13 protein-coding genes are annotated in these 13,512 nt (G+C 41.1%); 8 read left to right on the forward strand and 5 right to left on the reverse strand.

What is annotated here, in order from left to right:
* The first annotated feature begins 203 nt into the window (after window positions 1-203).
* The 4 genes from FHX64_RS06740 (at window position 204) to FHX64_RS06755 (ending at window position 4,521) form a co-directional block, all read left to right on the forward strand.
* Window positions 204-665: a DUF4494 domain-containing protein gene (locus FHX64_RS06740; RefSeq protein ID WP_183413019.1), complete on the forward strand. Its 462-nt coding sequence runs from the start codon at window positions 204-206 to the stop codon at window positions 663-665.
* A 21-nt stretch (window positions 666-686) separates the two neighbouring features.
* Window positions 687-1,364 carry a YggS family pyridoxal phosphate-dependent enzyme gene (locus tag FHX64_RS06745; protein ID WP_183413020.1) on the forward strand — a complete coding sequence of 226 codons (678 nt, stop codon included), beginning with the start codon at window positions 687-689 and terminating at the stop codon, window positions 1,362-1,364.
* 25 nt (window positions 1,365-1,389) lie between these two features.
* The gene (locus tag FHX64_RS06750) at window positions 1,390-3,876 is read left to right on the forward strand and encodes a bifunctional UDP-N-acetylmuramoyl-tripeptide:D-alanyl-D-alanine ligase/alanine racemase (RefSeq protein ID WP_183413021.1); all 2,487 of its coding nucleotides are present in this window, start codon (window positions 1,390-1,392) and stop codon (window positions 3,874-3,876) included.
* Between the two features lie 108 nt (window positions 3,877-3,984).
* The gene (locus tag FHX64_RS06755) at window positions 3,985-4,521 is read left to right on the forward strand and encodes a UpxY family transcription antiterminator (protein WP_246392327.1); all 537 of its coding nucleotides are present in this window, start codon (window positions 3,985-3,987) and stop codon (window positions 4,519-4,521) included.
* A 45-nt stretch (window positions 4,522-4,566) separates the two neighbouring features.
* On the opposite strand, the gene FHX64_RS06760 is transcribed toward FHX64_RS06755, so the two are convergent.
* From FHX64_RS06760 to FHX64_RS06780, 5 genes are all read right to left on the reverse strand, one after another.
* Window positions 4,567-5,439, reverse strand: a complete 873-nt coding sequence (locus FHX64_RS06760; protein WP_183413022.1) for a lysophospholipid acyltransferase family protein — start codon at window positions 5,437-5,439, stop codon at window positions 4,567-4,569.
* A 29-nt stretch (window positions 5,440-5,468) separates the two neighbouring features.
* Complete coding sequence (locus FHX64_RS06765) at window positions 5,469-6,497, reverse strand: lysylphosphatidylglycerol synthase transmembrane domain-containing protein (protein WP_183413023.1); 1,029 nt, start codon at window positions 6,495-6,497, stop codon at window positions 5,469-5,471.
* A gap of 17 nt (window positions 6,498-6,514) precedes the next feature.
* Window positions 6,515-7,408 carry a CDP-alcohol phosphatidyltransferase family protein gene (locus FHX64_RS06770; RefSeq protein ID WP_183413024.1) on the reverse strand — a complete coding sequence of 298 codons (894 nt, stop codon included), beginning with the start codon at window positions 7,406-7,408 and terminating at the stop codon, window positions 6,515-6,517.
* A gap of 167 nt (window positions 7,409-7,575) precedes the next feature.
* Entirely contained in the window at window positions 7,576-8,304 is a 729-nt protein-coding gene (locus FHX64_RS06775; protein WP_183413025.1) for an SDR family NAD(P)-dependent oxidoreductase, read from the reverse strand.
* Window positions 8,297-8,758 (reverse strand): FAD synthase family protein, encoded by a 462-nt coding sequence (locus FHX64_RS06780; protein WP_183413026.1) that lies wholly within the window; start codon window positions 8,756-8,758, stop codon window positions 8,297-8,299. The genes FHX64_RS06775 and FHX64_RS06780 overlap by 8 nt, the downstream gene beginning before the upstream one ends.
* A 222-nt stretch (window positions 8,759-8,980) precedes the next feature.
* Here FHX64_RS06780 and FHX64_RS06785 point away from each other — a divergent pair, with 222 nt between their 5' ends.
* The 4 genes from FHX64_RS06785 to FHX64_RS06800 all read left to right on the forward strand — a co-directional run bounded on the left by FHX64_RS06785 (window position 8,981) and on the right by FHX64_RS06800 (window position 13,449).
* Complete coding sequence (locus FHX64_RS06785; protein WP_183413027.1) at window positions 8,981-10,510, forward strand: DUF4301 family protein; 1,530 nt, start codon at window positions 8,981-8,983, stop codon at window positions 10,508-10,510.
* 186 nt (window positions 10,511-10,696) lie between these two features.
* The gene (locus FHX64_RS06790) at window positions 10,697-11,389 is read left to right on the forward strand and encodes an iron-sulfur cluster assembly scaffold protein (protein ID WP_183413028.1); all 693 of its coding nucleotides are present in this window, start codon (window positions 10,697-10,699) and stop codon (window positions 11,387-11,389) included.
* A gap of 91 nt (window positions 11,390-11,480) precedes the next feature.
* Window positions 11,481-12,482, forward strand: coding sequence for a GGGtGRT protein (locus tag FHX64_RS06795; protein ID WP_183413029.1), 1,002 nt, complete (start codon window positions 11,481-11,483; stop codon window positions 12,480-12,482).
* A gap of 73 nt (window positions 12,483-12,555) precedes the next feature.
* Complete coding sequence (locus tag FHX64_RS06800; protein ID WP_183413030.1) at window positions 12,556-13,449, forward strand: EamA family transporter; 894 nt, start codon at window positions 12,556-12,558, stop codon at window positions 13,447-13,449.
* The last annotated feature ends 63 nt before the right edge of the window (window positions 13,450-13,512 follow it).

Genomic DNA, 13,512 nt, shown 5'->3' on the forward strand with positions numbered 1-13,512 from the left:
GTTTTTTACACAATGTGAAAAAGAAAGCTTTAATCTACTGCCTACTTTGCAGTTGCCATCTGCAGATTTTCTTTCATTGTCAACTGTCCATTGAAAATGTCTCAATAAAAATATACCTTTGTAGCAAGGTTTATTGAAGGTGGTCAAAAATTCTACTGCCCAGGTTTAATGTAAATTAATTCATTGAAAAAAATAGCTATCTCATGCACAACTGGTTTGAATGTAAAGTAAGATACGAAAAGACAGGAGAAGATGGTCTCCCCAAAAAAGTGACGGAACCCTATTTGGTAGATGCGCTCTCGTTTACCGAAGCCGAAGCACGAATCATTAAAGAGATAACTCCATTCGTTAGCGGAGAATTCACGGTGAGCAATATCCGCAGAGCACGCATCGCTGAGCTCTTTGACAATCCGAGTGGCGACAAATGGTACCGGAGCAAGGTCAATTTCATCTCGCTGGACGAAGAAAAGGGGGTTGAAAAAAAGACAGCATCGACAATGATGGTTCAGGCCGAAAACCTGAAAGATGCCCTGGCCCTGTTGATAGAAAAACTAAGTGCCACCCTCTCCGACTGGGAAGTGGTCTCTATTGCCGAAACGCCTATCATGGATGTTTATCCTTATGTACCTCAACCGGATGCAGCAACGAGTATTGAGCAGGAATAACCTTTTTAATGAATAGTCAATATGTCTATTGCTGAAAATTATCACGCTCTGCAAGCCACTATTCCGGTAGATGTTATGCTCGTTGGAATCTCTAAATTCCACCCTGAAAGCGCTATTCTTGAAGCCTACGAAGCGGGTATAAGAACATTCGGGGAAAGTCGCGTACAGGAACTGGTTCAAAAACAGGCTGAACTCCCGAAAGATATCGAATGGCACTTTATAGGCCACCTGCAAAGCAATAAGATCAAAACCGTGCTGCCCCTTGTCACGCTCATTCAAAGCATTGACTCCACGCATCTGATGGATGCTATTGAGAAAGAAGCTTTCAAACAGCAGCGCCCTGTCAACGGTTTGATACAGGTACACATTGCCCGTGAAGAGACAAAATTTGGATTCTCTATCGACGAAGCCCAGCAGTTTTTTCAATCGGAACAATTCCGCTCATTGCAATATCTCAGGATCATCGGATTAATGGGTATGGCTACCTACACGGAAGATCAATCGGTGATACGGCAGGAATTTCGTTCGCTAAAAACTTTGTTTGACGAAATCAGGCAAATGTATTTCGTAGAAGAAAACAATTTCAATACGTTGTCTATGGGCATGACAGGCGATTACACGCTTGCCATCGAGGAAGGAAGTACGATGGTGCGTATCGGGACGGCTTTGTTTGGACTTCGTCCGTGCGCTATCCGTTGAATCAGACTGTTTTTTATTTATTGTTATGGATTACTCATTTTTTCATATTGCACAAATCCTTGGCGGCACACCGTTAGTACGTCATGATACACTTATTACAAGGTTGTTGACTGACAGCCGCTCACTGGTTTACACCGACGAAACTCTTTTCTTTGCCTTGCGTTCGTCCAGCAATGACGGGCACCGTTATGTCCGCGATCTCTACCATCGTGGCGTGCGTAATTTTGTTGTCAGTGATTTTCTACCGGAATTTTCGGCACTAAAAGAGGCTAATTTTCTGACTGTTCCTGACACACTGGTAGCTTTGCAGCAATTGGCGGCTTTCCATCGTAACCATTTTGCATTGCCAGTGGTAGGCATTACCGGAAGCAACGGGAAAACCATTGTCAAGGAATGGCTGTCGCAACTCCTGCATATCGATTACAACACGGTGCGCTCCCCCAGAAGCTATAACTCCCAGATCGGAGTCCCATTGTCGGTATGGCAACTCAACGAACAACATACATTGGCGTTGTTTGAAGCCGGCATTTCCCAAAAAGGCGAAATAGAACGTCTCGAACATATCATTCGTCCCACCATAGGCATATTGACTAATATCGGACAAGCTCATCAGGAAAATTTCAATTCGCTGATTGAAAAATGTCAGGAAAAACTGCAACTGTTTACTAATAGCGAATGGCTTATTTCCTGTAAAGATCAGAAGCTGGTGGAACAATGCATTGAAGAATCAGGACTCTCCTGTCATCGTTTCACATGGGGATACAGCGAATCAGCCGATCTGCAAATCCAAAACATTGAGAAAGCAGGCAAAAGCACCTCCATCCGCTGTATACACAACGATCAAGCTTATCAATACACAATCCCGTTTATTGATGATGCTTCCGTGGAAAACAGTATGCACTGCCTGGCAACATGGATTCTGCTCGAAGAAATAATGGGAGGAAAAAGAATTGTACCCGCCATATTGACAGGACGAATGAACAAACTGGAACCGGTTGCTATGCGCCTCGAAGTAAAGGAAGGACGCAATGGATGCCTCGTGATCAATGACAGCTACAATGCCGACATCAATTCGTTGAGCATTGCCTTGGACTTCTTACGCCGGCAGGCCAAAGATAAACAGATGGACAGAACACTCATTTTGTCGGATATTCTACAAAGCGGCGAAAAAAGTGAAATCTTATACACCCGCATTGCACAACTGGTAAAAGATAGTAATATACAACGGTTCATTGGCATTGGTGACGAAATTTCACAACACGCCTCCCGATTTGACACTACCACAAGCTCTTTTTATGAAACAACAGAAGAATTTCTCCAGTCCGAAACATGGAAGAAATGGAAAAACGAAGTGATCCTCCTGAAAGGTTCACGAAAGTTTCATTTTGAATTTCTCTCCGAACAACTTGAAAGTGTAGCCCATCAAACTATACTTGAGGTCAATTTAGGAGCTTTGGTACACAATTTCAACTATTTCCGGTCGAAACTACGCCCGGAGACACGCATCGTCAGCATGGTGAAGGCTTTTGCCTACGGCAGTGGAGCTGTGGAGGTGGCGCGTACCCTACAACAACAACATTGTAACTATCTGGCTGTAGCTGTAGCAGATGAAGGGGTAGAACTACGCCGTGAAGGGATTACCATCCCGATCATGGTGATGAATCCCGAAGCCAATAGTTTCAACTTGTTATTCGAATACCAACTGGAACCGGAAATTTATAGCCTCAACCTATTGAATCTTTTTATCCGAAGCGCTTCACGCCAGGGAATCACACACTACCCTATCCATGTAAAAATAGATAGTGGTATGCATCGCCTTGGCTTTGGAGAAACAGATCTTTCCGAACTGTTGTCCCTATTGTCAAGCAACGATCATGTGCATGTGCAATCAGTATTTTCACATTTGGCCGGTGCTGACGAAACACGTTTTGACGATTTCACCCATCAACAGGCAGCGGTTTTCTCCAAATGTGCAGAGCAAATCGAACAGGCGTGTGGTTATCCTGTCCTGAAACACATCCTGAACTCAGCGGGTATCGAACGTTTTTCTGAATATCAATTCGATATGGTAAGGCTTGGCATCGGGCATTATGGAATCAGCGCCATAAATTCTCCCGAAATCGAAAATGTATGTACTCTGAAAACAACAGTTCTACAGGTTCGTCATGTAAAAGCGGGAGAAACAGTAGGATATAGTCGCCGTGGAGTCCTTACACGTGATAGTGTCATTGCAGTGCTTCCTATTGGATATGCCGACGGGTATGACAGACGCTTTGGCAATGGAGTCGGCAAAGTATGGATCAATGGAAAGACAGCTCCGGTGGTGGGTACCGTGTGTATGGATGTTACCATGATTGACGTCACTGGATTGGATGTCCACGAAGGAGATTCGGCTCTTATCTTCGGAGATCAGTTGCCTCTTGCTGAGGTTGCCGCATCCATAGGAACCATCTCATATGAAATACTGACCAATGTGTCAAGACGTGTAAAACGAGTCTATTTTCAGGAATAACAATAACAAACGTGCGCTACTCTTCAACAATACAGGTCGCGTTTCAGATGTTAGTAAGTTTGATTTTAATAAACAGCTATAACTCCCCGAAAAAATTGGAGTTATATCATGCAACTGCAGAAAACACCTATGGCCACAAAGATAGATGAACCCCGCTGGTATGCCGTATATACGGCACCCAGAGCTGAAAAAAAAGTGAGCGAACGTTTTACAGAAGCGGACATAGAACATTATCTTGCTTTACAGACCGTAAAACGTCGATGGAGCGATCGTATTAAGGAAGTTATTGTTCCAGTCATTCACGGGTATATATTCGTGCATATACCTACTGCTGATTTTGCAAAAGTAACCAAAATATATGGCGCTATTGCGTTTGTCCGCAAGGACGGCAAGCCTGTCGCCATTCCGGACAGCCAGATGGAACGCTTCCGCATGATGGTGGAATATGCAGACGAGCTTGTCGAATTTAGTATGGAAAACTTTGAGCCAGGCGAAACCGTAAAAATTACCAAGGGGCCTTTGGCAGGTGTGATTGGAGAATTAGTTGATATCAAGGGAAAACATAAAGTAATGATTCGTCTCGATCAGTTTGGAGCCGCCCTGACTACCGTGCCTGCTTCCTTTGTCTCGAAAATCGACGAATAACAAACTAAGCTATTCTTCTTTAACTTCCAGATAATGAATATTCAGCTATTCGGTTGAACGATTCAGAAACGCATTTTTATCCAGATAAATAGCAGGTTTTGGCATACCATACACCTGTTGGCGTAAAAATGCCCCCATCGAACGGATATCGTCGAACTGCGCCAATTGTTCCGGAGCCACAATCTCCCCTATCCCGATGCGCGGATGTTTGTTTTTCTTGTTGAACATTTCATGCGCCATGCGTAACGTGCGGACACGCCAGTTAATCAGACCCAAGAAATAAAAAAACGGAGAATTACCATCAAAAAAACGAACAGGTACGACAGGAACCTCTGCTTTCTGAATCAGTTTTAAAATGCTTTCCTGCCATTCACGATCAATAGCATGAAACTTTTTAAGACTAAAAAACGAAACTCCTCCTGCAGGGAAAAATCCAACAGGATGTCCTTCTTTCAACCGCAACAAGGTTTCTTTCACCCCATTAAAGCTTGCGGAAGGATTCAGCGGATTATTCCCAATACGCGGTTTCACGGAAATAAAGTTATCATTCATAGCCTCAATCAGAGTAAGTATCTGATTAACCATGACTTTATAATCCGGACGGCTACTTGCTATCAAATCAATAATCATGATGCCATCTAGCGCACCATAGGGATGGTTAGAGACGGTGATAAATGCCCCCTGAGGTAATTGTTGCAGCCGTTCTGCATTCCCTACTCGGTAATCTACCCCAAAATCTTTCAATAATCCGGACGTAAATGTAGCTCCTGAATGATCACAAGATCTCCCATAGGCCCAGTTTACTTTATCAATAGCCAGAAAATGCATTAAAAAACGAGCCAAACCATGCCCCCATTTACCATTAAAAAGTGGAGATGCCTTCTCCAAATAATCTATATCAATTACCGTTCGCTTCATACACAACCTCTTAAACCAATATCATTTTCTTACAACGTTTCCGGGGGCATCTGCCGAGAAGGCTTATGTGGATTTACCTTCATCAGTAAGATACCAATTCCAATCCAGATAAGTTCACGAACACGCATCACCAGACTCACATATATACCCAAACCAGCATGAAATCCAAGCGCTTTGAACGCCAACATAAACCCACCTTCACGTGTCCCGATCTGCATTGGAGAAAAGAAAAGAATATTGGAAAACAAACTCATAAAGGAATATATCACAACAGATTGAATCACAGAAATAGATAAACTCAAAGGGCAAAGTATTACAAATACTTCCAATGAATTTCCAATGCGCGCTAATAACTCCAGACTCAAAGCTTTAAAAAATGCCCGACGTCGGGAACCATACAAAAAGGAAATTTGTTTGTCAATATCTTGTAGCTGATGCTGATTCTTTTCCAGAAAAGGTACCCCCCACTTTTTCAAAAACGGGACGCGGGAAACCCATTGAAAGAACTGCAATGCCATCCCCTTGCGATACCCACGCCACAGAAAAAAAAGGATTACAATAAAAATGACAAAAAAGACCAGGAGAAAAATCTTATCCATCATATGCATTGGCAAAAATAAAGCAGCAACCAGAATAGAAAGCAACCAAAAAATGCAATGCGCCGAAATATGTGTCATGGTATACAGTACCACAGATGATGTAGCTTTTTCAACCCCTAGTAATGATTTGAATTCCATAACTTTATATGGATCTCCCCCGAAGAATCCCAACGGAGTCGCCGATTTCAAAGCGAATCCACTCAATGTAATTTTCAATACATGCAAAAAGGGCACTTTGCGGTTTTCCGGTTTGTCATCCCGTATAATGGTATTAAAAGCTGTAGTATTGATGAGGTAGATAGGCAACCACATGCCAATGATAGCGAAAAACCACCAACCGGTTTTCCGAATATGCAAAATGATGGTATTAAATCCAATAGCCCAAGCCATCACAGCCAAAGCGATAAGACCAATAATAAAAAACAAATTACGAGCAAGATTGGGATGTCGTTTCTTCATGCTGTTCAAACTATAGATCAATCAATAATCATTCTTTCATAACGACTGACAGCAACCAGCAATAGCGGGTTCAGTACAACGATCTCACAAAAGAAGTATAACCATCCAACATTTAGTAACACAGCGCAAAACAGCACTATGCTACGTGCATTAAAGGTAAAAAGATCAAGAAGCGGCATCATTTTCAGACTTTTCTCCCTGAATCGTTCTATCTCTTTTTCCGGAATTCCATTTGGATTGTTCGTTCTCAAATAGGTCAGATAAGATTGCAAATGCGGCGTACGCTTTTCCTGATTCAAAGTATACACATAATAAAGGGTATATATCAGTCGGTGAGCTGGTTTTCCCTTCCATGAAAAAGATCGGGTACGCATAAGAATAGTTTGAGATGTCTCAAACTCACTGTTTACCCCACCTTTAAGCATATAGAGATGTAATGTTTTATAGTAATCCAAAATGGAAGCTTGCATAAAATGAGATGCCCCCGAGGCCAAAGCAATGAAAAACACCCAACTGCCCCAATGGAACTGATTCATCAGTCGTAAACTCAAGACTATATAAATAGTCAAAAACCAAATTTCCCCGCATAGTCCATCCAACACCCGTCCTATTTTTGACTTGATGCCGGTAATCCGCGCTAATTGTCCATCTACGCAATCCAAAATATTAGCCAACACCAGCAAAACAACTCCCAGCAGGTTCCATCCAAAATTAACCGGGTAAAATAATATTCCCGCAGCTACCCCCACAAAAATAGAGAAAATGGTAATCATGTTAGGAGTAACCGATGTAGATTTTAAAGACATTGCGACCTGAAAGCCGATAGGCCGATAAAATTTTCGATCAAGCCAATTTTCAGTATCCAAAGACTTTAAAGAGGATTCAAATGATATGGATGTTCTGGTTCCCATTCAATTAAAGGAATTTATACCAACTTTTTTAAGTTGCAAAATTTGTTGGCAAATTTAGGCAAAAATTCATACAGCACCATTGTTTATTCATGCAGAAATGGAGAGTTTTCCGTTCAAAAGGAATTTCAAACGCATCAAAAAAGGGAATTTTGACAAAGAGATACACCTCAGCGAAACCCATAGCCACCATCGCACACTATGATTTCTCCATTCATGTAGCGATTCTGAATCAACAACATATAAACGTCTATCAGTTCATCTGGTTCGCAAAATCTTCCGGCTGTCATTTTTCGTGTGATATTTTGCCTTATGTCTGCTGGTTTATTTTTTTGCCATTCTGTGTCAACAAAACCAGGTGCCACGGCATTAACCCGAATTTCTCTTTCTTCCAGAAACTTGACCAGATTTTTCACTAATGCATGCACTGCTGCTTTGGTCACCCCATAGCCCAATGAAAGAGAATGTGGATGGATTCCCATTAACGATCCGGTAAAAATAACATTTCCTCCCCGTTTCATCACAGGAAAAATTTTCTGCAATAAAAAAGTTGGAAAATGAATATTTACCATAAAGATTTTCTGCCAGTTATCAATCTTTATTTCAAGAAACGAAGATCGGTCGGTCATTCCGGCATTGAATACAACAACTTCGGGCATCAACCGATGTTGTTCCAGAAAAGAAGCAATCACGTCAATACTATCCAGAGAACTACTATCAGCCTGCAAGACAAAGAAATGATTAGGATATGATGTTGCAAATGCAGAACAAACCGCATCTGCAGCCTGACAATCAGAAGCGTATGTAGCTACAACAAGATAATTCTCTTGCAATAATCTTTCGGATAACGACTTCCCGATTCCTTTAGTTCCACCAATAATTAATGCAGATCTACTCATGTTTAACTACTTCTGGTTTATTTTGACGTTCAACCAGCAAGTGCTGTTCGTAGCTATCATAAATCGTTTTTTTCAACGAAGATGAAGACACGCCATTCCCATAAGGAAAATAAAAGACCTCCACGCCAAGCTCTTTCAAATAATCGTATTTTCCAAACCAATCATCACCAACCACAAATGCATCGATATTCAATTTATGCACAATCTCGGTGTGATCCAGTGTATGCTGAGGAATAACAATATCGGGAGCCTTAAGCGCTTCAATAATTTGCATGCGCTCCGTGAAAGGAATGACAGGCGGTGTCGCCTTATAAGAAGCTACCAATTCATCAGTACTAACACCCACAATTAAAATATCAGCCAGTCCGCGTGCATAATTAATCATCCGTAAATGATTGACATGAAACATGTCAAAGGTACCAGATGTATAAACGGTTAATTTTCTATTAAACATTAGAAGTCCATTTTGTATTTTGGCATTTTGGAAAAAAGAGGTATCTTGCAAGCGCATTCGTAAGCAATGCTTTTATTTTGCTTTGCAAAGATATTTAATTATTTACGGACAATAAGAGCTCCTTATGTTTTTTTGAATTAAATAAGTCTTTGACGCAAATTGCTTCATCTCCCAACCATATGGAGTTCAAGACAAACAATCAACCACGATAATCGTTTTATTATGAGCACATTCACAAAGTCAGACCTACAACAACTGAAAATCAAAGGAATCACTTCGGAGCAAGTTGAAAAACAATTACAATCTTTTGCCAACGGGTTTCCACCCCTGGATATTGCAAAAGCAGCCACCATTGGCGACGGAATCATGAAAGTGGAAGGGCATGACATAGACCCATATATCAAAACTTGGGAAGAATATCAAAACTTAAATAAGCAAATAGTCAAATTTGTTCCTGCCTCAGGAGCAGCCACCCGAATGTTCAGTGAACTATATTCCTTTTTAAACGGGAAAGAGCATGTTCCGACGCAACCTCATGTCGTCCAGTTTTTCCAACATATCCAGGATTTTGCATTTTATGAACATCTGAATGCCATTTGTTTTCAACATACAGGTAGTTTTATTCCCGAATTAATCAAGCAACAGCAATGTAAGCCCATTATCAATCTGTTACTAAATGCCGAGGGAATGAATTACGGGAATCTTCCTAAAGCTCTTTTGTTGTTTCATCATTATTCAGCCGAAACACGAACTCCGCTACAGGAGCATCTGGTCGAAAGCGCTTACTATGCAGCAAATTCAGGACACGAAGTGCAACTTCATTTTACAATTTCGTCAGCTCACGAAAACTTATTTAAAAATCATCTTGAGGGACATATCAAGTACTATGAAGAATTGATGAATGTGAAATATAAAATTTCTTTTTCTCAACAAAAATCGTTGACAGATACCATTGCCGCTGATATGAATAACGAACCTTTCCGCGACGAAACAGGATTGCTTGTTTTCCGTCCCGGAGGTCACGGTGCACTTATCGAAAATCTCAATGCCATTGATGCCGATATTATTTTCATCAAAAATATTGATAATGTCACAACAGACAAACTCAGAAAGCCAACGATAACCTACAAACGATTACTCGGAGGAATTCTGGTAGAAACCAAACGACAAATCTTCACATACCTGAACGAACTGGATCATCCTCATGGATTGACATTGGAAAAATTGGAAGCAATGAAACAATTCTGCAAGTTGCAGCTTAATGTTCAACATCCGATTTTGCAACAGGACAACACACCTGAATTAATCAAGTTTTTACACAACACATTCAACCGACCTATTCGGGTTTGTGGCATGGTAGCCAACGAAGGTGAACCAGGAGGAGGCCCTTATTTTGCAAAAGAACACGATGGGAGCGTCTCTCTACAAATACTTGAAAGCTCGCAAATAGACACTTCCAAACCAGAGCAAGCAGCCCTCTTACAGCAAGCAACTCATTTCAATCCGGTAGACTTGGTATGTGCTGTCCGAAATTATAAAGGGAAAAAATTTGATCTAAGAACCTTTATTGATCCCAAGACAGGGTTCATCGCGCAAAAAACCAAAAACGGGAAAGTGCTCAAAGCATTGGAATTACCTGGATTGTGGAACGGCGCAATGAGCAATTGGAACACAATCTTCGTAGATGTTCCTTTGGCAACATTCAGTCCAGTAAAAACAGCAAACGATTTGCTTCGTCCGGAACATCGCTAATACGCCCCTACTTTTGGCTATAAATTCTACAAAAACAACTATCTCAACCGGATAGTTGTTTTTTATTGGCAAACTTTGACATCTTAAAACAGGGAAAAATTGCCGGATAAAATGAATTTTGTATCTTTGTAATCTGCTTACAATCCTAATTAATAATTGATATTCAACAATCTAAAACAAAAAGAAATGATTTATTCGCACGAAGTTGAACACATGTGTGTTGTAAAAAAAGGAGCCAACCACGGTCCAGCCCCCATTCCACAAGAAGGGAAATGGGTAAAAGCAAAAGAAATCAAAGACATTTCAGGTTTAACTCACGGAGTAGGTTGGTGTGCACCACAACAAGGGGCTTGCAAACTCACCTTGAACGTAAAAGACGGTGTAATTCAGGAAGCTTTGGTAGAAACCATCGGTTGTTCGGGGATGACTCACTCGGCTGCAATGGCATCTGAAATTCTGCCGGGAAAAACCATTCTGGAAGCCCTCAACACCGACCTCGTTTGCGATGCTATCAATACCGCCATGCGCGAACTATTTTTGCAAATTGCCTATGGTCGTTCACAATCAGCATTTTCCGAAGGCGGACTGCCCATCGGAGCTGGTCTTGAAGATTTGGGGAAAGGTTTGAGAAGCCAGATCGGAACAATGTATGGTACATTGGCAAAAGGCGCAAGGTATCTCGAAATGGCAGAAGGATATTGCACACGGTTAGGATTGGACGAAGAAGGCACCATCATTGGATATGAATTTGTACACATGGGCAAATTTATGGATATGGTCAAAAAAGGAATCAATGCCAACGAAGCTTTGGAAAAAGCAAAGGGTTCTTATGGACGTTTCAAAGAAGCGGCTAAATACATTGATCCTCGTCAAGAATAATACTGTAAAACAACAGCTTATATTCTTAGTACAAATTAATTTCAACAATATTCAACCTTTGTTCAGTTGAACAAGCAAAAAACATCCAATTATGGTATCATTTGAAAGTTATGAACGTCGTATTGCGCAAATCAACGCAACACTGACAAAATATGGAATAAAAGACATCGAAGAAGCAAAAGCTATTTGCGATGCAAAAGGCATAGATCCTTATAAAATCTGTGAAGAAACTCAACCCATTGCGTTCGAAAATGCAAAATGGGCTTATGTTGTTGGAGCGGCCCTTGCTATCAAACAAGGATGCAACACTGCTGCCGATGTAGCTGAAGTAATCGGAGTTGGACTGCAATCATTTTGTATTCCAGGATCCGTTGCTGACGACCGCAAGGTAGGTATCGGTCATGGTAATTTGGCAGCAATGTTATTGCGCGAAGAAACACAATGTTTTGCTTTTCTGGCTGGGCACGAATCATTCGCTGCTGCCGAAGGAGCTATCAAAATTGCTGAAATGGCCAACAAAGTACGGAAACAACCTTTACGCGTAATTTTGAACGGATTAGGAAAAGATGCTGCTCAAATCATTTCCCGTATTAACGGGTTTACATACGTACAAACCCAGTTTGATTATGCAACAGGAGCTCTGAACATAGTAATGGAAAAATCTTATTCTACAGGACTTCGTTCTTTTGTAAAATGCTACGGAGCAGATGACGTACGCGAAGGGGTTGCCATTATGCACAAAGAAGGTGTAGATGTTTCAATTACAGGAAATTCTACAAATCCTACCCGTTTTCAACATCCAGTCGCCGGCACCTATAAAAAAGAATGTGTTGAACAAGGCAAACGCTATTTCTCGGTTGCATCAGGTGGTGGAACAGGACGTACTCTGCACCCGGACAATATGGCTGCCGGGCCTGCTTCCTACGGTATGACCGACACAATGGGACGCATGCACTCTGATGCTCAGTTCGCAGGATCTTCATCTGTACCGGCTCACGTAGAAATGATGGGATTCCTTGGAATGGGCAACAACCCGATGGTGGGAGCAACAGTTGCAGTTGCAGTTGCAGTTGCGCAAGCAATCACTAAATAATAGTTTCAATCATATGCAAACTGCCTTGTGGAACGACAAGGCAGTTTTTCTTTTAAATAACTTCTGACTTTATATGTGGCTTCTCTTTGGATTATTTTCTGCGATATTATTAGGATTGTATGATATTTCAAAAAAGCTGGCATTACAAAACAACGCTGTTATTCCTGTTTTGTTTGCTGCAACATTGTTTTCCAGCCTGCTTTTGCTTCCGCTACCCATTCTTTCGCATTTCTATCCAAATGAGATGAAACATACTTTGTTTTATGTGCCTCCCATTGACGGAAGAACTCATTTTTTTATTTTTCTTAAATCGATGCTAGTGCTGGCATCCTGGATATTCGGATATTTTAGTTTTAAGCATTTACCAATAACGGTAATAACTCCCATTGAAGCCACGCGTCCACTTTGGACCCTAATGGGAGCAATCGTACTTTTCTCAGAACATTTATCCTTGATTCAATGGGCTGGTGTTGCCATTACATTGATTTCTTTCTATCTTTTTTCTCTGGTAGGAAAAAAAGAAAACTTTCATTTTCTGCATAACAAATGGATTTGGTTTAGCATCCTGGCTTCACTTTTAGGCTCAGCCAGCGGACTGTATGATAAATTTCTGATGCAACATTTCAATCGTGTTGCCGTACAGACTTACTATGTTATTTATCAGGTTATCATCATGGGCGTTATTCTTCTTGTGCTTTGGTATCCCAAACGAAAAGAAACAACCCCTTTCAAATGGAAAAAATCCATACTCGGAATCTCCCTTTTTGTAACATTAGCTGATTTTCTCTATTTCTTTGCCCTTTCTGATCCCAATTCTATGATTTCGTTGTTAACAGTTGTTCGCAGATCCGGTGTAGTTGTCTCTTTTTCGCTCGGAGCAATCTTGTTTCGGGAGAAAAATATCCTCATCAAAGCCATTTGTTTGCTTGGTGTAATCGCCGGAACTCTCTTATTATTGCTTACATAAACTATTTAAGCTCCAAATCATTTTGTAAAGCGAAATAACCTTCGCATCTCGCTTTGTCGTTTT

Origin of the sequence: Microbacter margulisiae (assembly GCF_014192515.1) — a bacterium.
In the GTDB taxonomy this organism is placed as follows: Bacteria; Bacteroidota; Bacteroidia; order Bacteroidales; family Paludibacteraceae; genus Microbacter; species Microbacter margulisiae.

Coding starts and splice junctions, on each gene's coding strand:
- FHX64_RS06765 (WP_183413023.1), bottom strand. CDS start 6,497: ATGAAGAAACGACATCCCAATCTTGCTCGTAATTTGTTTTTTATTATT.
- FHX64_RS06785 (WP_183413027.1), top strand. CDS start 8,981: ATGAGCACATTCACAAAGTCAGACCTACAACAACTGAAAATCAAAGGA.
- FHX64_RS06780 (WP_183413026.1), bottom strand. CDS start 8,758: ATGTTTAATAGAAAATTAACCGTTTATACATCTGGTACCTTTGACATG.
- FHX64_RS06775 (WP_183413025.1), bottom strand. CDS start 8,304: ATGAGTAGATCTGCATTAATTATTGGTGGAACTAAAGGAATCGGGAAG.
- FHX64_RS06770 (WP_183413024.1), bottom strand. CDS start 7,408: ATGGGAACCAGAACATCCATATCATTTGAATCCTCTTTAAAGTCTTTG.
- FHX64_RS06795 (WP_183413029.1), top strand. CDS start 11,481: ATGGTATCATTTGAAAGTTATGAACGTCGTATTGCGCAAATCAACGCA.
- FHX64_RS06745 (WP_183413020.1), top strand. CDS start 687: ATGTCTATTGCTGAAAATTATCACGCTCTGCAAGCCACTATTCCGGTA.
- FHX64_RS06760 (WP_183413022.1), bottom strand. CDS start 5,439: ATGAAGCGAACGGTAATTGATATAGATTATTTGGAGAAGGCATCTCCA.
- FHX64_RS06750 (WP_183413021.1), top strand. CDS start 1,390: ATGGATTACTCATTTTTTCATATTGCACAAATCCTTGGCGGCACACCG.
- FHX64_RS06790 (WP_183413028.1), top strand. CDS start 10,697: ATGATTTATTCGCACGAAGTTGAACACATGTGTGTTGTAAAAAAAGGA.
- FHX64_RS06755 (WP_246392327.1), top strand. CDS start 3,985: ATGCAACTGCAGAAAACACCTATGGCCACAAAGATAGATGAACCCCGC.
- FHX64_RS06800 (WP_183413030.1), top strand. CDS start 12,556: ATGTGGCTTCTCTTTGGATTATTTTCTGCGATATTATTAGGATTGTAT.
- FHX64_RS06740 (WP_183413019.1), top strand. CDS start 204: ATGCACAACTGGTTTGAATGTAAAGTAAGATACGAAAAGACAGGAGAA.